This is a genomic window from Lysobacter sp. K5869 (genome assembly GCF_018847975.1).
Taxonomy (GTDB): Bacteria; Pseudomonadota; Gammaproteobacteria; order Xanthomonadales; family Xanthomonadaceae; genus Lysobacter.
In genome coordinates, this window is record NZ_CP072597.1 from 4,986,566 (window position 1) to 5,003,449 (window position 16,884).

Consider the following 16,884-nt stretch of genomic DNA (forward strand, 5'->3'; position numbering starts at 1 on the left):
TTCCATACCTGAACGGATGGTGCGGCATGACTGCAGCCCTCGACGGCCTCCCCGCGTTTGACGGGCTACGCGCCCGCCACTGGCATACCGAACTGCGCGCGGACGGAGTGCTGGTGCTTTCCTTCGACCGCGAAGGATCGCCGGTCAACACCTTCGCCCAGGAGGTGTTGATCGAGCTCGACGGCCTGCTCGAACGCCTCGCGCTGGACCCGCCCAAGGGGCTGGTGCTGCGCTCGGCCAAGGCCACCGGCTTCATCGCCGGCGCCGACATCAAGGAATTCCAGACCTTCGACGAGAAGGGCACGGTCGGCGACGCGATCCGCCGCGGCCAGCAGGTGTTCCAGCGTCTGGCCGAGCTGCCCTGCCCCACGGTCGCGGCGATCCACGGCTTCTGCATGGGCGGCGGCACCGAAATCTCGCTCGCCTGCCGCTACCGCGTCGCCAGCAACGATCCGTCCACGCGCATCGGCCTGCCGGAAGTGAAGCTCGGCATCTACCCGGGCTGGGGCGGCAGCGTGCGCTTGCCGCGTCTGGTCGGCGCGCCGGCCGCGTTCGACATGATGCTCACCGGCCGCACCCTGTCGGCCTCGGCCGCGCGCGCGATCGGTCTGGTCGACAAGACCGCCGAACCGGCGGTGCTGGTCGACACCGCCGCAGCGCTCGCGCTCAACGGCACGCAGCGCCCGTTCAAGCAGCGCTTCACCGCCTGGGCCAGCAACACCTGGATCGCGCGCAAGATCCTCGCGCCGATGCTGGTCAAGCAGGTCGCGCGCAAGGCCAAGAAAGACCACTACCCCGCGCCCTACGCGCTGATCTCGACCTGGGAGCGCTCCAGCGGCGGCGTGCAGGCGCTGCTCGCGGCCGAGCGCAAGTCGGTAGTCAAGCTGTCGGGCACGCCGACCGCGCGCAATCTGATCCGGGTGTTCTTCCTGCAGGAGCGGCTCAAGAGCCAGGGCGGCAAGGATCACAAGATCAAGCACGTGCACGTGGTCGGCGCCGGCGTGATGGGCGGCGACATCGCCGCGTGGTCGGCGTACAAGGGCTTCGAGGTCACCCTCAGCGACCGCGAGCAGCGCTTCATCGACGGCGCGCTGGAGCGCGCGCAGGCCTTGTTCGCCAAGAAGGTGAAGGACGAGGCCAAGCGTCCGGCGGTGGCCGCGCGGCTGAAGGGCGACTTGTCCGGCGACGGCGCCAAGGACGCGGATCTGGTGATCGAGGCGATCATCGAAAAGCCCGAAGCCAAACGCGAGCTCTACGACGTGGTGGAGCCGCAGCTCAAGCCCGACGCGCTGCTGACCACCAACACCTCGTCGATCCCGCTCGACGAACTGCGCGAACACATCCGCCGTCCGGCCGAATTCGCCGGCCTGCATTACTTCAACCCGGTCGCGCTGATGCCGCTGGTGGAGATCATCCGCCACGACCGCATGGCGCCGGAGACCGAACAGCGCCTCGCCGCGTTCTGCCGCGCGCTCGACAAGCTGCCGGTGCCGGTCGCCGGCACGCCCGGCTTCCTGGTCAACCGCGTGCTGTTCCCGTACATGCTCGAAGCCGGCACCGCGTTCGCCGAGGGCATTCCGGGCGCGGCGATCGACAAGGCGGCGGTCAAGTTCGGCATGCCGATGGGCCCGATCGAACTGATCGACACCGTCGGCCTGGACGTGGCCGCCGGCGTCGGCGCGGAACTGGCGCCATTCCTCGGCCTGACCGTGCCGGCGGCGCTGGCGGGCGTGGAGCCCGGCAAGCGCGGCAAGAAGGACGGGCAAGGCCTGTACAAGTGGGAGAACGGCCGCGCGCAGAAGCCCGAGCTGCCGAAGGACTACAAGGCGCCGAACGATCTGGAAGACCGCCTGATCCTGCCGATGGTCAACGAAGCGGTGGCCTGCCTGCACGACGGCGTGGTCGCCGACGGCGACCTGCTCGACGCCGGCGTGATCTTCGGCACCGGCTTCGCCCCGTTCCGCGGCGGCCCGATCCAGTACGTGCGCGAAACCGGCGTGGACAACGTGCTGGCGCGGCTCAAGCAATTGCAGGCGCGCTACGGCGACCGCTTCGCGCCGCGTCCGGGTTGGGATTCGCCGGCGTTGCGTTCGTAAGCGTTCGCTGCGTTTCAAGAAAAAGCCGCGCTTTGCGCGGCTTTTTCTTTGCGTGCGAATTTCGCGATCGATACAGCGATCCGTTCGCTGCCGCTCGCGCTGTTGTTGTTGCCCTTCGCTTTGACGCATCCCCACGAAAAGCCCACGCCCCGCAGCCCCGGAGGGCGTGCGCATGGATGCGCACGCGCGCCATGGGTCAGGATGACCCTTATGGCGCGGCCCCGCGTCGCTGTGAGCCCTAGTGGCTCTTGATTCGAAAACAGGGAAAGCGCCTTTCTTTGGTTACTTTCTTTGGCAAGACAAAGAAAGTGACCCGGCCGCTTGCGGACGGAACGCTCTGGATTGTGGCTTGTCGTCACTCGTTGCTGCGTTGAAGGCAAAACCAACGGCAAAGTCAAAATGGATTCCGGCTTTCGCCGGAATGACGGTGGGTGGGGTGTTCCGCCACGTGCGAGAAACGCAGCTCACACGCCGTCATTCCGGCGAAAGCCGGAATCCATTTTGATGTTGCTTCCGCTTTCTCTGGCAAGAACGCATGACGACAAGCGAAGATCAAACGCTTAAAGCTTTCGTCCGCAAGCGGCCGAGTTACTTTCTTTGTCTTGCCAAAGAAAGTAACCAAAGAAAGGCGCTTTCCCTGTTTTCGAATCAAGAGCCACTAGGTCCAGCACCGGGCGCGGGGCCGCGCCATAAGGGTCATCCTGACCCATGGCGCGCGCGCGCATCCATGCGCGCGCCCTCCGGGGCTGCGAAACGATGATCTCGGGCGGGGATGCGTCCCAGCAAAAGGCAAAAGCAACGGCTAGTGGATTCCGGCTTTCGCCGGAATGACGGTCAGTGGGATTCGGCGTAGTTGTGTTTTCGCGGTCGCGGCTCGCGCCGCTCCTACAGGGGCTGCGGCCGGTTGCGTTTCCGACTGTAGGAGCGGCGCAAGCCGCGACCGCGCCCCTACCGCCGCGTCGAAAATCCGATAACCGGTGAAAGCCCGAGAACCCAAGGCCCCTACCGCCGCACGACGCGGCGCCCCCTCACATCGTGTGCGTCGGCCGCTCAGCGCTCAACGTACCCGCCAACAAAGCCTCGATCTTCCCCTTGACCGCATCGCCCTCCGCCGTCTCGGCGAACTGCACGCCGATGCCCGCGGTGCGGTGCCCCTGCGCGCCGGTCGGCGTCACCCACACGACCTTGCCGGCCACCGGCAAACGCTCGCCGGACTCGGGCAGCGTCAGCAGCAGGAACACTTCGTCGCCGAGGAAATAGCGCTTGGGCGTGGCCACGAAAATCCCGCCGTGGCGCAGAAACGGCATGTAAGCGCTGTACAGCGCGGCCTTGTCCTTGATCGTCAGCGACAAGATGCCCTGTCGCGCTGCGCCCGCTGGTGCGTTCATGCCTTTCCTCCCCCGGCGCGGCGCGCGTCGTCGCTGCGCCAGGCCATCAACAATTCGGTGACCGCCAGATCGGCGCGGACCGTGGTCCGCAACAGTTCGCGGGTCCGGTTGGCCCGATCGAACCAGGAGGCAAGACTGCGCGCGCGCGCCGGGTCGGTCAAGCCGGCGGCGGCTTCGGCGAGCGCGATGTCCGACGCGTGTCGCAGACGCAGCGCGGCGTGTTCGTCGCCGACCCAGCGCTGCGCGACTTCCGGCGCGGAGCTCTCGCCGCGGCCGAGCTTGGCCAGATCGGCGGCGACTTCGCGGCGCAGCTTGAGGCCGTCGCCGGTCAGCCAATCGTGCGCGAGCCCGGGATGCCCGCGCGCGGCGTCGAACGCTTCGCGCGCGGCGGCGTCGCCGTGGCCTTGGGCCTTGAGCCACGCCAGCGCTTCGTCCTGCGGCGGCAGACGGAATTCCAGGCGCTGGCAGCGGCTGCGGATGGTCGCCGGCAAGCGCGCCGGATGCGAACTGACCAGCCACAGATAACGGCCCGGCACCGGCTCCTCCAAGGTCTTGAGCAGCGCGTTGCAGGCCGCGGTGTTGATCGCGTCGGCCGGATCGATGATCGCGATCTGCGCGCCGCCGTACTGCGGCGTCAGCGCCAGCCGTTCGGACAGGCTGCGGATCTGGTCGATCACGATTTCGGTGCGCAGCTTGGTGCCTTCCTTGTTCGGAACGAAGCTGACGAGCTGGTAGTCCGGATGCGTGCCGGCGGCCAGCAGCAGGCAGCTGCGGCACCGCCCGCACGGCCCGCCGTCGGGCAGGCGTTCGCGGCACAGCAAGCCTTGCGCGAGGCGCTCGGCGACCGCGCGCTTGCCCAGTTCGGCCGGGCCGCAGAACAGCAAGCCGTGGCCGAGCCGGCCGGCGGCGATCGAGGCCTGGGCCTGATCGTAGATGCGTTGCTGCCACGGCGCGAAAGCGGCGACGCTCATGCGGCGGCCTCCGGCGTGGCGGCGATCAGCGCGCGCAGCCGCGTCACCGCCTGCGCGGCGACCGCCTCGGCGGGTTGCGCGGCGTCGATCAGCTCGAAGCGGTGCGGCTCGGCCGCGGCGCGGTCGCGATAGCCCTGGCGCACGCGTTCGAAGAATTCGTTGCGCTCGCTTTCGATGCGGTCGGCGGCGCCGCGCCCGCGCATGCGCGCCAGGCCCACGTCCACCGGCACGTCCAGCAGCAGCGTCAGCGCCGGACGGATGCCGACCACGCGCGCCTCGAGTTCGGCGATGAACGCCGCGTCGCCGCCGCGCCCGGCGCCCTGGTAGGCGTAGCTGGCGTCGGTGAAGCGGTCGCTGATCACCCAGGCGCCGCGTTCCAGCGCCGGCAGGATCGTCGCGCGCACGTGCTGGGCGCGCGCGGCGAAGGCCAGCAGCAATTCGGTCGCGTCGGTGGCGGGCTCGTGATGGGTGTCGAGCATGAGGCCGCGGATCTGTTCGGCCAGCGGCGTGCCGCCGGGCTCGCGGGTGTAGACCGCGGCGATGCCGGCGGCCTCGAACGCGCCGCGCAGCGCCGCCAGCACGGTCGACTTGCCGGCGCCCTCGCCGCCCTCCAAGGTGACGAAGCGCGGCCAGGTGCGCAGGCTCATCGGGTCGCCCCCGGCGTCTGCGGCGCGGAGGCCGGCGGCGCTTCGGCCGCCTCTTCCAGCACCGCCTTGCCCTCTTCCGGCTGCCCGCGGCCCTGGTTCTGGCGATAGCGCTGCAGGTACAAGCGCACGTTGGCCTGATGCTGGGCGTAGGTCGCGGCGAACAGGCTGCGCCCGCTGCCGTCGCCGGCGGCGACGAAGAACAGCGCGTCGCCCGGCGCCGGGTTGGCGGCGGCCTTGAGCGCGGCCAAGCCCGGCATCGCGATCGGCGTCGGCGGCAAGCCGGCGCGGGTGTAGGTGTTGTACGGCGTGTCGGTCTGCAGGTCGCGCTTGCGGATGTTGCCGTCGTAGGCCGAACCGATGCCGTAGATCACCGTCGGGTCGGTCTCCAGGCGCATGCCCTGCTTCAAGCGGCGCTCGAACAAACCGGCGATCTGCGCGCGCTCGGCCGGCACGCCGGTTTCCTTCTCCACGATCGAGGCCATGATCAGCAACTCGTACGGGGACTTCAGCACGCTGTCCTTGTCGCGCCCGGCCCACGACGACGCCAGCGCCTGGTCCATCGCGCCGGAGGCGCGCTTGAGCACGTCCAGGTCGCTGTCGCCGCCGGTGTAGAAATAGGTTTCCGGCAAGAAGCGCCCTTCCGGATGCTGCCCGCCCTTGCCCAGCGCCTTCATCAGCGCCGCGTCGTCGAGCTGCGGCGCCTGCTGCTTGAGCTTGTCGGCGCGCGCCAGGGCGCTGCGCAGGTCGCGGATGTTCCAGCCGTCGACGATGACGAAGCGGTGGCTGACCACCTTGCCGTCGCGCATCGCGGTCAGCAGCGCGCGCGGGCTGGTGCCCGGGGCCAGCGAATACTCGCCGACCTGCAAGCGCCCGGCCGCGCCGAGCTGCTTGGCCAGCAGCCGCCATTCGACTTCCTCGCCGACCGCCACGCCGGCCGCGCGCAGCTTGCGCACCACCGCCGGCAACGAATCGCCGCGTTCGACCAACAGGCTTTGATCCGGTTGCAGGCCTTGCAGCGGCGCGTCGGCGAAGCCGAGGTAGCGCTGCCACGCCCACCAGCCGCCCGCGGCCAGGGCCGCCAGCAACAGCACGATCACGATCAGGCAACCGCTGCCGCGCTTGCCCTTCTTTTCCTTTGCCACGCAACCTCCGTCGAACGATCCGGGCCCGCCGCGCCGCCGCGGACCGGCGGCCGCGGATGCGGCGGCTCAGTCGTCGCCGGGGACGAAGGCGGGATGGGCGTCGCCGAGCCGGCGCCGCAGCCCGGCCACGGCCGGATGCGGCGCCCATTGCCGCTCGTCGAGCCGCGCCACGGGCAGGATACCGCGCACGGCGTTGCACAGGAAAATCGCATCGGCGCGTTGCAGTTCGTCGGCGCTCAGGACGGCGATGCGCGCCCCGCTCAATTCGATCAGGCGCTGGCGGCAGACCCCGGCCACGCCGCATCGATCCACCGGCGGCGTGCGCCACTGCTCCCCGTGCAGGACGAAGACGTTCGCGGCGGTGGCGCAGACCAGCTCGCCCGCGGCGTTGCGCAGCAGGCCTTCGTCGATGTCGGGATCGTCCCACTCCGCCCGCGCCAGCACCTGCTCCAGGCGGTTGCAGTGCTTGAGCCCGGCCAGCGCCGGCTGCTCGGACAGGCGCAGCTCGCACCAGCGCAGGCGCAGGCCGCCGGCGCGCGCGGGCGGCGGCAACGGATGGCGCGACAGCGTCCACACCGGCTCGGGACGCGCCGGCGGCGCGTAGCCGCGGCCGCCTTCGCCGCGGCTGAGGATCAGCTTGAGCACGGCGTCGCGGCCGGCGAGCAAGTCGGCGGCCGCCTCGCGCACATGCCGCGGGTCCGGCGTCGGCAGTCCCAGGCGCTGAGCGCCACCGCTCAACCGCGCCCAATGCGCGTCCCACCACGGCAGCTCGCCGCGATGCGCGCGCAGGGTTTCGAACAGGGCGTCGCCGTAGGCCTGGCCGCGGTCGAACGGCGGCAAGGCCGCGAGGCGGTCGGCGCCGCGGAAGAAACGCGCTTCGGGGAGGTCGTCGGCTGCGGACATGGCGGCCATCCTACGCGGCCGGCCGGATCGCTGCGCTGCCGCGGAGCCATCCCTGTAGGAGCTGCGCGAGCTGCGACCAAACGCAGAGGTTTACGTAAGCGCGGTTACCCGAAGCCCGGCCAATCGGTGCAGGTTCGATAGCCAGCGCTCGTACCACCGGTCTTCGGAAGCTCCATGGTATCGAACCGTTCCGGCTGTCGCAGCTCGCGCAGCTCCTACACAAAGCAAAAACAAAAAACCCGCGAGACCGAAGCCCCGCGGGTTTCTTTCGACGCACGAACGAGCGAATCAAATCCGCTTGAACACCAACGTCCCGTTAGTGCCGCCGAACCCGAACCCGTTCGACACCGCCACATCGATCTTCTTCTCGCGCGCCACGTTCGGCACGTAGTCCAGATCGCAACCCTCGCCCGGTTCCTCGAGGTTGATGGTCGGCGGGATGATGCCGTGGTGCAGCGCCAACACCGAGAAGATCGCCTCGGCGCCGCCGGCCGCGCCTAGCAGATGCCCGGTCATCGACTTGGTCGAGCTGACCATCATCTTGTAGGCGTGATCGCCCATCGCGCGCTTCATCGCCAAGGTCTCGGCGAGGTCGCCGAGCGGCGTGGAGGTGCCGTGCGCGTTGAGGTACTCGACCTGATCGGCATTGATGCCGGCGTCCTTGAACGCGGCGACCATGCAGCGCGCCGGACCTTCGCCGTTCTCGCTCGGCGCGGTCATGTGGAACGCGTCGGAGCTGGCGCCGAAACCGGCCAGTTCGCAGTAGATGCGCGCGCCGCGCGCCTTGGCGCGTTCGTACTCTTCCAAGATCAGGATGCCGGCGCCGTCGCCGAGCACGAAGCCGTCGCGCTGCTTGTCCCACGGCCGCGAAGCGCGGGTCGGGTCGTCGTTGCGCGTGGACATCGCCTTCATCGAGCAGAAGCCGCCGACCGAGGTCGGCGAGGAGCCGCGCTCGGCGCCGCCGGCGACCATCACGTCGGCGTCGCCGTACTGGATCATGCGCATCGCCACGCCGATGGAGTGGTTGGAGGTGGCGCAGGCCGACACCGCCGAGAAATTCGGGCCCTTGGCGCCGGTGATCAGCGAGATCTGGCCCGGCAGCATGTTGATGATGGTGCTGGGCACGTAGAACGGCGAGATCTTGCGCGGGCCGCCCTCGTGGTACTTGATGGTCTGCTCTTCGATGCCGAGCAAACCGCCGATGCCGGAGCCGACCAGCGCGCCGATGCGCTCGGCGTTGGAATCGTCGACGACGATGCCGGCGTCCTGCAGCGCCATCAGCGACGCGGCGACGCCGTAATGGATGAATTCGTCCATTTTCTTCGCGTCCTTCGGATTCACCCCGTAGCGGGTGATGTCGAAGTCGCGCACTTCGCCGGCGATGCGGGTGCTGAACGCGGCGGGATCGAAATGGGTGATGGGACCGATGCCGGAGCGGCCGTTGACGATGCCGTCCCAGCTGCTGGCGACATCGTTGCCGAGCGGAGAGACCAGGCCGAGACCGGTGACGACCACGCGGCGGTTGAAGGAACGGTTGGACATTCAGCCTTACCTCTTGGAATCAGTCTGCGCTCGATCGCTCGGGTCGGAGTCGATCGTTCGACGCTACGCCGGCGTATCGACCGGCTGGAAAAGCACGGGGCCGCAATGCGGCCCCGAGTGGTTGCTCATTCGATCGTGCGAACGCATGCGCAACGCATGCCGCGGGGCCGCCGCGCGCGATGGCTTCGCGAGCGGCGCCGCCGGGCGGATTACGACTTGACGTGCGCCTTGACGTAATCGATCGCCTGCTGCACCGAGGTGATCTTCTCGGCCTCTTCGTCCGGGATCTCGCACTCGAACTCTTCCTCGAGCGCCATCACCAGCTCGACCGTGTCGAGCGAATCCGCGCCGAGGTCGTCGACGAACGAAGCGTTGTTGGTGACTTCTTCTTCCTTGACGCCCAGCTGTTCGACCACGATCTTCTTAACGCGTTCTTCGATGCTGCTCATGGATGTTGCTCCTCCCGTGAGGGGTTTTTCGATGGGATAGTCTAATGGAATCGGGATGTTTCGCGAGACCGGCCCCCGGCATCGTCGAAACCCCTTTGGGTTCAATCGCTTACTAGCCTACGTCAAGGCTTTACGGCATGTACATGCCGCCGTTGACGTGCAGCGTTTCGCCGGTGATGTAGCCGGCCCCGGGGCCGGCCAGGAACGCCACCGCGCGGGCGATGTCGGCCGGTTCGCCGAAGCGGCCCAGCGCGATCTGGTCGAACATGGCCTTCTTCGCGTCCTCGGGCAGGTCGCGGGTCATGTCGGTGTCGATGAAGCCGGGCGCGACGACGTTCACGGTCACGCCGCGGCTGCCGATCTCGCGCGCCAGCGATTTGCTGAAGGCGATCACGCCGGCCTTGGCGGCGGCGTAGTTGGCCTGCCCCGGATTGCCGGTCACGCCGACCACCGAGGCGATGTTGATGATGCGGCCCTTGCGCGCCTTCATCATCGAGCGCATCACCGCCTTGCTGGTGCGGTAGACGCTGCTGAGATTGGTGTCGAGGATGGCTTGCCAGTCCTCGTCCTTCATGCGCAGGAGCAGGTTGTCGCGGGTGATGCCGGCGTTGTTGACCAAGATCGAGATCGCGCCGATCTCCTTGGCCACCGCGTCGAGCAGCGATTCGACCGAGGCCGGGTCGGCCACGTTCAACACGCGGCCGTGGCCGCCGTGCGCGGCCAGGCGCTCGCCGATGGCGGCGGCGCCGGATTCGCTGGTGGCGGTGCCGATCACGGTCGCGCCCTGCGCGGCCAGTTCGTCGGCGATCGCCGCGCCGATGCCGCGGCTGGCGCCGGTGACCAGCGCGATTTCGCCCGAAAGCGGGGTCGTGCTCATGTGTCTCACTCCGTAGTGCTGGCTCGTGGTTGCGCCGCCGTTGCAGACCGCCGCGTCCTGCGACCCCGCCGGGCGCTGGGCCCGGGCGCGGCCAGCCTACAGGCTGGGGCGGCGGTTGAGTAGCGAGCGCGGGGCGAAGGTGCGGCCGTCGATTAAGGACTCAGCGCCACTCGGCCAGGGCGGCTTCGAACTCCGCCGGGGTGCCGATGGCGCGGCCGTCGATGGACTTGTCGATGCGCTTGATCAGGCCGGTCAGCACCTTGCCCGGGCCGCACTCGGCGGCGCGCTGCGCGCCGTGCGCGGCCAGCGCCTGCACGCAGGCGGTCCACTGCACCGGCAGATACAGCTGGCGCACCAGCGCCTCGCGGATCGCCTCGACGCTGGCGTGGACCTGGGCGTCGACGTTCTGCACCACCGGCAGCGACGGCACGCGCCAATCCAGCCCGGCCATGGCTTCGGCCAGGCGGTTGGCGGCTTCGCGCATCAGCGGGGTGTGCGAGGGCACGCTGACGGCCAGCTTGACCGCCTTGCGCACGCCGGCTTCGGCCAGCCGGGTCAGCGCCTTGTCGACCGCCGCGGCGTGGCCGCCGATGACGATCTGACCAGGCGAGTTGTAGTTGGCCGGCACCACGACCTCGCTGCCGGACACGGCCTGGCAGATCTCCTCGACCAGGGCGTCCTCGGCGCCGAGCACGGCGGCCATCGCGCCGACCCCGGCCGGGGCCGCGTCCTGCATCAGCTGGCCGCGCAGGCGCACCAGATGCGCGCCGTCGCGCAGCGACAGCGCGCCGGCGGCGACCAGCGCGGTGTATTCGCCGAGACTGTGGCCGGCCAGCAGCGCCGGTTGCGCGCCACCCTGGGCCTGCCACAGTCGCCACACCGCGACCCCGGCGGCGAGCAGCGCCGGCTGGGTGTATTCGGTGCGGTTGAGCATCTCTTCCGGGCCGCCCTGGCTGAGCGCCCACAAATCGACGCCGGCGCCGTCGCTGGCTTCGGCGAAAGCGTCGCGGACGCTAGCGTGCAGTTCCGACAACTCGGCCAACATGCCCAACGATTGCGAGCCCTGGCCCGGAAACACGAAAGAAAGTCGCTGGTCGCTCACACGCACTGCCGTATCGGTTGGAAGCGCGCATGATAAAGGCGAAAAGTGGCGAGCGTCTGTACTCGGCGGTACGGCGTCACAGCGCGTCGCAATGTGACGCGAGCGGCTGTGCGGGATCGGCGGTTTCGGCGGCGCCGACGAACGGCGATTCAAACGTTGGCTTGAATCCGGTTCGCTTGTTTTGGCGGATAAAAAAGCTGCTGCGGGTGCGGAACATCGCTTGCGTCGCGCACGCGGGTTCGCGGTCGCAGCTTACGCAGCGCCTACCGGCGGATGAGCGTTGTCGCGGCGATCGTGCGAATACGAAAACGGCCGCGGGGCAACCCGCGGCCGTTCGTCGTGTGTCGTTTTTCCGCGCGGCTCAGCGAATGAATTCGCTGGCCCGCGATGAGTACGCCGCCCCGCGAGGAACGGACGCCCCGTCAAAACACGCTCAGTAGCGCAGCAGCGCCGAACCCCAAGTGAAACCGCCGCCGAAGGCTTCCAGCAGCAGCAACTGGCCGCGCTGCACCTTGCCCGAGCGCACCGCTTCGTCCAGCGCCAGCGGCACCGAGCCCGAGGAGGTGTTGCCGTGCTTGTCGACGGTGACGATCACCCGCTCCATCGGCATGTCCAGGCGCTTGGCCGTGGCTTCGATGATGCGCAGGTTGGCCTGATGCGGAATCAGCCAATCGATCTCGTGGCGGTCCAGGCCGTTGGCTTCCAGGGTCTCCTCGACCACCGAGTCCAGCGCCTTGACCGCGTGCTTGAACACTTCGTTGCCGGTCATCAGCACGCGCACGCCGGCGTTGTGCTCTTCCGGCTTGAAGCCGGCCGAGACGCCGACCGGGTTCCACAGCAGTTCCTTCTTGCCGCCGTCGGCGTGCAAGTGGGTGCTGAGGATGCCGGTCTCGCTGTCGGCCTTGAGCACCACCGCGCCGGCGCCGTCGCCGAACAGCACGCAGGTGGAGCGGTCGGTCCAGTCGAGCATGCGGGTCAGGGTTTCCGACCCCACCACGAGCACGGTCTTGGCCGCGCCGGACTGGATGAACTTGTCGGCCACGGTCAGCGCGTAGACGAAGCCCGAGCAGGCCGCGTTGACGTCGAAGGCCGGGCAGCCGTTGGCGCCCAGGCGGTGCTGCAGCAGGCAGGCGCTGGACGGGAAGATCAGGTCCGGGGTGGTGGTGCCCAGGACGATCAGATCGATCTCCTCGGGCTGCACGCCGGCGGCTTCGAGCGCGCGCAGCGAGGCCTGGTAGGCGAGGTCGACGGTGGTTTCGCCTTCGGCGGCGACGTGGCGCTGGCGGATGCCGGTGCGGGTCCGGATCCATTCGTCGCTGGTCTCGACCCGTTGGGCGAGCTCTTCGTTGGTCACCACCTGAGCCGGCAGGTAGCTGCCGGTGCCCGCGATCCGGGCGTAAATCCGATCTGTCATCACCGCTCCGCGGAATGGCCGGGGCGGCCTGCGCAAAGGCGGCGTCGCGAACGCGCGCGCACCCGCAGGCCATCGAGAAACAGGACCGCCAGCGCGAAGCTGGCGGAAAACGAAGCCGCGGCGGCCGCAGGTCTGTTGTCGCACGGACTCGCCACGAGGGCGGTCCGACCGGTGCCGGCGCGATGTCGGGCGACATCCTCCGCCGGCCCAGATCGCGGCGACGCGCGCCTAAGCCAGCGCGCGCCGCGGCGGGCCGGGAGGATTACTCCTCGTCGGCGACGCGCGACTTGGTGTCGATCACCTTCTTGCCGCGGTAGTAGCCGTCGGCGGTGACGTGGTGGCGGATGTGGGTCTCGCCGGTGGTCGGGTCGGTGGCCAGCTGCTTGCTGGACAGCGCATCGTGCGAACGGCGCTGGCCGCGACGGGACGGGGTGACGCGGGACTTCTGAACGGCCATGGTCTTGCTCCGGAAAAGCGGTGGAAACCTGAGGTGGATAGCGAAAGCCCGATTAGCAGGACTCGCTCGATGCCTGCAGGTCGGAGTTGGAACTGGATATTGTGAAGCAAACGCGCGGGATTTCCGAATCCGGAGGATCGCGCGCTCAGTTGTTCTTCTTCAGCGACGACAACACCGCGAACGGGTTGACGGCGTCCTGCTCGGCCGCGGGGGCCGGCCAGTCGCGCTCGACCGCCTCGCTGCCGGGCGCCATCGGCACCACCGGGACGGCGAGGATCAGCTCGTCCTCGACCAGCTCGGTCGGCTGCAGCATGCCGTCTTCGGGCATCAGCAGCGGCTCGTAGCCGGGCGACAACGCGGCTTCGTCGGCCTCGTCGCGGATCAGCCCGAGACGCTGGACGATCTGCACCGGCAGCAGGAACCGCTCCAGCGAGCGCTGGCACAGCAACGGCAGTTCGGCGTCGATCTTCAGCTCGGCGTAGGGCACCTGCAGCTCGTCGGTATCGAAATCCAGCGAGAACCGGACTTCGCCGTCGGTGTCGTGCAGCAAACCCGCCAGGCGGGACAGCGCCGACAACGGCAGACGGCCTTCCACGCCGCGCCGTGCCGCCACCAGGCGCCAGGCATCCAGGACTTCGGGCACCCGCCCAGGTGGCACTTCGGCTGACATAAGCCGCGAAATGGTAGAGACCGCGCGGGGCGCTGTCAAACCATTGTCAAATCGCAAGTCCCGGGCCGGTCAGGGATTTGCCCCTGGCCGGCCCGCACGTGCAGACTGCCCGGCCTCGACCCCCGCCATCGGCCCGGCCGTGACCCTCGTCCTATTAATGTTTCTGACCACGGTGGCTGCCGCTGCCCTGATCGCCGCCCTGCTGTACCGGCCGCTGCGCCGCCAGCGCGCGGTGCGCGAGGTGCTCGACGCCGCCGACGCCCTGGAGGCGCGGCTGCGCACCGCCCGCGCCGAAATCGAGGCGGTGGCCGGCGACGAGGGCCGCGACCCGGTCGGCGAGGCCATGCGCGAGATGCTGCGCCAGCGCCTGTGGCTGCGCGACCACGGCCGCCAGGCCAGTCTGAGCCAGCTCGGCGAGGTCCGCGCCTCGATCGACGCCGCGCGCGGCCGGATCGAGCAGCAGTTGGTCCAGATCGAGCAAGCCCGGCTGAATTGAGGAGCGAGGAGTGAGCAAAAGCTTGCGCTCGCCCCTGAGTCCCACGGCTCCGCCGATCCTCGCCTCCGCCTCCTTCTGATTCAGAAAGCGGCGCTAGAGAAGCGAGCACCCCGCTTTCGCTCGCTCCTCACCGCTCACTCCTGGCCCCATGACCTCGCTCATCCTCGCCTCCACCTCCCGCTACCGCCGCGAACTGCTCGAACGCCTGCGCCTGCCGTTCGACGTCGCCCGCCCCGACACCGACGAGACCCCGCGCGACGGCGAGGCGCCGGCCGCGCTGGCCCAGCGGCTGGCCGAAGCCAAGGCCGCCGCGGTCGCCGCGCAGCGCCCGGACGCCTGGGTGATCGGCTCCGATCAGGTCGCCGAGTTCGACGGCCGGCCGATCGGCAAGCCGGGCGGGCGCGAGGGCGCGATCGCTCAACTCAGCGCGATGTCGGGGCGCGAAGTGCGCTTCTGCACCGGCCTGTGCGTGCTGCGCGACGGCGGGCCGGCGCTGAGCGAGCTCGACGTCACCGTGGTGCGCTTTCGCGAATTGACCGCGGCGGAGATCGAACGCTACGTCGATGCCGAGCAACCGTTCGACTGCGCGGGCAGCTTCAAATCCGAAGGCCTGGGCATCGCCTTGTTCGATGCGGTCGAGTCGCGCGACCCGACCGCCTTGATCGGCTTGCCGCTGATCGCGACGGCGCGGCTGCTGCGCCGCGCGGGGTATGCGTTGCCGTAACGCCGCGCGCTTCGCGACCGTCGCCCCCGCTCGAAGCGTTCGCGCCGAACGCGGACGAAATCGCGGGCGGCGGCTTCGATGAAGCCGCCCTGCCCGCGCGCCCTCAAGGCCGCCGCAAATCGATCGGCTGCTGCGCCCAATCCTCGACGCTGCCGTCGCGCCCGTGCAGGCGCAGGCCCAGCCAATGCCGCCCCGGCGGTTCGGCGTCGAGCTCCACGGTGGCGTTGAAGCCCACCCGCGGGTGTTGCGGATCGGTGGACTGGCGGCCGTCGCGCAGCGTCCAGAACTCGCGCACGCCGCGGCGCTCCAGGCCGTACTGCGCCTGCGCCACCACGCGTCCGTCGAGCATGATCTCGACCTTCGACAACCCCACGCCGTCCTTGAACGCCCACCCCGAAACGGCGAACGCGCCGGGGCCGACGCGCACGCCGGCGGCGGGCACGTCGATCCAGGCCATCGCCGGCGTCGTGCACTCGCCCTCGCGCGGCGCGCCGTCGAAGGCGAACAGGGCGAAGCGCTGGCGGCCGTGATCGACGTTGAGGATCTGCGGCGGCGGCAGCGGGCCGACCATCGCGCACAGGTCGTGATAGCGCTGCAGCAGGTTCTTGTATTCGACCTCGGTCGCGCCGACCACGAGCAGGGTCGGGCCGGCGCCCCAGTCGGCGCGGCCGTCGCGGTGCAATCCCCACAAACGCAGCTGCGGCGCGCGGCCGTGCTTGTGGTTGATCGGATGATCGAGCACGGCGATGCGCGGATCGTCGAGGGCGAAGCCCAGTTCGGCGCCGGCCTTGAAGTTGTCGGCGACCAGGCGCGTGCCCGGCGGCATCGTCTTCAATTTTGCGCGCACGGCGCGCGCCAGTTCGTCCCAGCCGGCGAAGTTGGCCGGGTACCACTTCTCGCCGGCGCTGCGCGCGCGCAGTTCCGGGCGCGAGACCGCGACGTAATAGCCCAGCATCGCCAGCAACGCCGCGCCGGCCAACCCCGCGCACAGGCCGCGCGCCCACTCCGGCCAGCGCGACAGCACCATCGGCAACAACGGCAGCAGCGCGAGGAACCCCGGCAACGGCCAGTGGAAGCTGACCCGCTCGGTGTCGGCGAAGAAACCCAGCACGAAGAAGCCCAGCACCACCAGAGCGCCGAGCAAGGCGAAATAGCGCGTCACCGGCGAGGGGTCGCGCGCGCCGCGCCAGCCGGCCACAGAGAGCGCGACGAACAGCAGCGGGGTGACCAACAGCGCCTGGATCGCGACGAACCACAGCCCGCTGGCATGGAAGGCCCAGGGATGGCGATCGACCAACTGGAAACGCAGACCGGCGTCGGCGTTGTCGAGATTCCACGCCACCAGCGGCGCCCAGGCCGAGGCGCCGATCGCCACCGCGGTCAGCACGCGCGCGTCGCGCAGCGCGCGCCGGCCCTCGGGCAGCAGCATCAGCACGGCGAAGCCGACGGCGATCACCGCGATGAAGCGGTAATGGCTGAGCGCGCCGAGCGACAGGCCGGCGGCGAGTTCGACCGCGCTGCGCGCATCGACCTGACGCAGCAATCGCGCGCCGGCGTCCAGGCACAGCAGCGTCGCCAGCGCCATCATCGCGTCGGGCAACGCGAGCAGGCCGAGCGTGCCCGACAACGGCAACAACAGCGCGTAGCAACCGGCGACCCAGCCGTTGCGCGCGCCGAACTCGCGCGCGCTCACCCGCGCCAGCAGCCACGGCACCAGCGCGGCGATGGCCAGGAACGGCGCGCGCAACGCCAGCGCCGAATTGCCGCCCAGTTCCACGCCCAGCCGCGCCAGCCACGCGGTGAGTCCCGGCAAATCGGAATAGGCCGCGGCCGGATGCCGGCCTTCCTGCCAATAGAAGGCTTCGTCGACGAACAACGGCAGCTTGGCGGCGACGGCGAGCTTGAGCAGCAGCACCAACGTCCACAGCGCCCAGAACACATTGCGCATCGCGCTGGCTTCGTCCCTGTCCCGCATCGGCACCCGACCTCGCTACACTCTGGAACTT

Annotated in this window: 19 protein-coding genes; 3 read left to right on the top strand and 16 right to left on the bottom strand. The window is 69.5% G+C overall.

The features are described from left to right. Positions 1–26 precede the first annotated feature (26 nt). Positions 27–2,096: a 3-hydroxyacyl-CoA dehydrogenase NAD-binding domain-containing protein gene (locus tag J5226_RS20950; protein WP_215836714.1), complete on the top strand. Its 2,070-nt coding sequence runs from the start codon at positions 27–29 to the stop codon at positions 2,094–2,096. A 14-nt stretch (positions 2,097–2,110) separates the two neighbouring features. Here the strand turns inward: J5226_RS20950 and J5226_RS20955 are convergent, their stop codons facing one another. From J5226_RS20955 to J5226_RS21025, 15 genes are all read right to left on the bottom strand, one after another. Continuing rightward, positions 2,111–2,494: a hypothetical protein gene (locus tag J5226_RS20955; protein ID WP_215836715.1), complete on the bottom strand. Its 384-nt coding sequence runs from the start codon at positions 2,492–2,494 to the stop codon at positions 2,111–2,113. Next, the gene (locus J5226_RS20960) at positions 2,491–2,748 is read right to left on the bottom strand and encodes a hypothetical protein (protein WP_215836716.1); all 258 of its coding nucleotides are present in this window, start codon (positions 2,746–2,748) and stop codon (positions 2,491–2,493) included. The genes J5226_RS20955 and J5226_RS20960 overlap by 4 nt, the downstream gene beginning before the upstream one ends. Before the next feature lie 376 nt (positions 2,749–3,124). Then, a complete protein-coding gene (locus J5226_RS20965; RefSeq protein ID WP_215836717.1) occupies positions 3,125–3,484 on the bottom strand; it encodes a PilZ domain-containing protein in 360 nt (119 codons plus the stop codon). Next, positions 3,481–4,455 (bottom strand): DNA polymerase III subunit delta', encoded by a 975-nt coding sequence (locus J5226_RS20970; protein WP_215836718.1) that lies wholly within the window; start codon positions 4,453–4,455, stop codon positions 3,481–3,483. The genes J5226_RS20965 and J5226_RS20970 overlap by 4 nt, the downstream gene beginning before the upstream one ends. Continuing rightward, positions 4,452–5,102, bottom strand: a complete 651-nt coding sequence (tmk, locus tag J5226_RS20975; RefSeq protein WP_215836719.1) for a dTMP kinase — start codon at positions 5,100–5,102, stop codon at positions 4,452–4,454. The genes J5226_RS20970 and tmk overlap by 4 nt, the downstream gene beginning before the upstream one ends. Next, on the bottom strand, positions 5,099–6,244 hold the full coding sequence (gene mltG, locus J5226_RS20980; protein WP_255322875.1) for an endolytic transglycosylase MltG: 1,146 nt from the start codon (positions 6,242–6,244) through the stop codon (positions 5,099–5,101). Before mltG ends, tmk begins: the two co-directional genes overlap by 4 nt. A gap of 66 nt (positions 6,245–6,310) precedes the next feature. Beyond that, complete coding sequence (gene pabC / locus J5226_RS20985; protein ID WP_215836720.1) at positions 6,311–7,147, bottom strand: aminodeoxychorismate lyase; 837 nt, start codon at positions 7,145–7,147, stop codon at positions 6,311–6,313. A 288-nt stretch (positions 7,148–7,435) separates the two neighbouring features. Beyond that, positions 7,436–8,689, bottom strand: coding sequence for a beta-ketoacyl-ACP synthase II (fabF, locus tag J5226_RS20990; protein ID WP_215836721.1), 1,254 nt, complete (start codon positions 8,687–8,689; stop codon positions 7,436–7,438). A gap of 209 nt (positions 8,690–8,898) precedes the next feature. Continuing rightward, positions 8,899–9,138 carry an acyl carrier protein gene (gene acpP / locus J5226_RS20995; RefSeq protein WP_031373652.1) on the bottom strand — a complete coding sequence of 80 codons (240 nt, stop codon included), beginning with the start codon at positions 9,136–9,138 and terminating at the stop codon, positions 8,899–8,901. Between the two features lie 130 nt (positions 9,139–9,268). Beyond that, entirely contained in the window at positions 9,269–10,015 is a 747-nt protein-coding gene (gene fabG / locus J5226_RS21000; RefSeq protein WP_215836722.1) for a 3-oxoacyl-ACP reductase FabG, read from the bottom strand. 160 nt (positions 10,016–10,175) lie between these two features. Then, on the bottom strand, positions 10,176–11,117 hold the full coding sequence (gene fabD / locus J5226_RS21005) for an ACP S-malonyltransferase (protein ID WP_215836723.1): 942 nt from the start codon (positions 11,115–11,117) through the stop codon (positions 10,176–10,178). 76 nt (positions 11,118–11,193) lie between these two features. After that, complete coding sequence (locus tag J5226_RS21010; RefSeq protein WP_215836724.1) at positions 11,194–11,334, bottom strand: hypothetical protein; 141 nt, start codon at positions 11,332–11,334, stop codon at positions 11,194–11,196. A 216-nt stretch (positions 11,335–11,550) separates the two neighbouring features. Continuing rightward, positions 11,551–12,531 carry a beta-ketoacyl-ACP synthase III gene (locus tag J5226_RS21015; RefSeq protein WP_215836725.1) on the bottom strand — a complete coding sequence of 327 codons (981 nt, stop codon included), beginning with the start codon at positions 12,529–12,531 and terminating at the stop codon, positions 11,551–11,553. Between the two features lie 262 nt (positions 12,532–12,793). Continuing rightward, positions 12,794–12,988 (bottom strand): 50S ribosomal protein L32, encoded by a 195-nt coding sequence (gene rpmF / locus J5226_RS21020; protein WP_215836726.1) that lies wholly within the window; start codon positions 12,986–12,988, stop codon positions 12,794–12,796. Positions 12,989–13,133: 145 nt separating this feature from the next. Then, entirely contained in the window at positions 13,134–13,658 is a 525-nt protein-coding gene (locus tag J5226_RS21025) for a YceD family protein (RefSeq protein WP_215836727.1), read from the bottom strand. Between the two features lie 172 nt (positions 13,659–13,830). On the opposite strand from J5226_RS21025, the gene J5226_RS21030 reads away from it, so the two are divergent. Both J5226_RS21030 and J5226_RS21035 read left to right on the top strand, forming a co-directional pair. Next, a complete protein-coding gene (locus J5226_RS21030; protein ID WP_215836728.1) occupies positions 13,831–14,154 on the top strand; it encodes a hypothetical protein in 324 nt (107 codons plus the stop codon). Positions 14,155–14,302: 148 nt separating this feature from the next. Further along, positions 14,303–14,878, top strand: coding sequence for a Maf family nucleotide pyrophosphatase (locus J5226_RS21035; protein ID WP_215836729.1), 576 nt, complete (start codon positions 14,303–14,305; stop codon positions 14,876–14,878). Between the two features lie 103 nt (positions 14,879–14,981). On the opposite strand, the gene J5226_RS21040 is transcribed toward J5226_RS21035, so the two are convergent. Further along, the gene (locus J5226_RS21040; RefSeq protein WP_215836730.1) at positions 14,982–16,826 is read right to left on the bottom strand and encodes a glycosyltransferase family 39 protein; all 1,845 of its coding nucleotides are present in this window, start codon (positions 16,824–16,826) and stop codon (positions 14,982–14,984) included. Positions 16,827–16,884 lie beyond the last annotated feature (58 nt).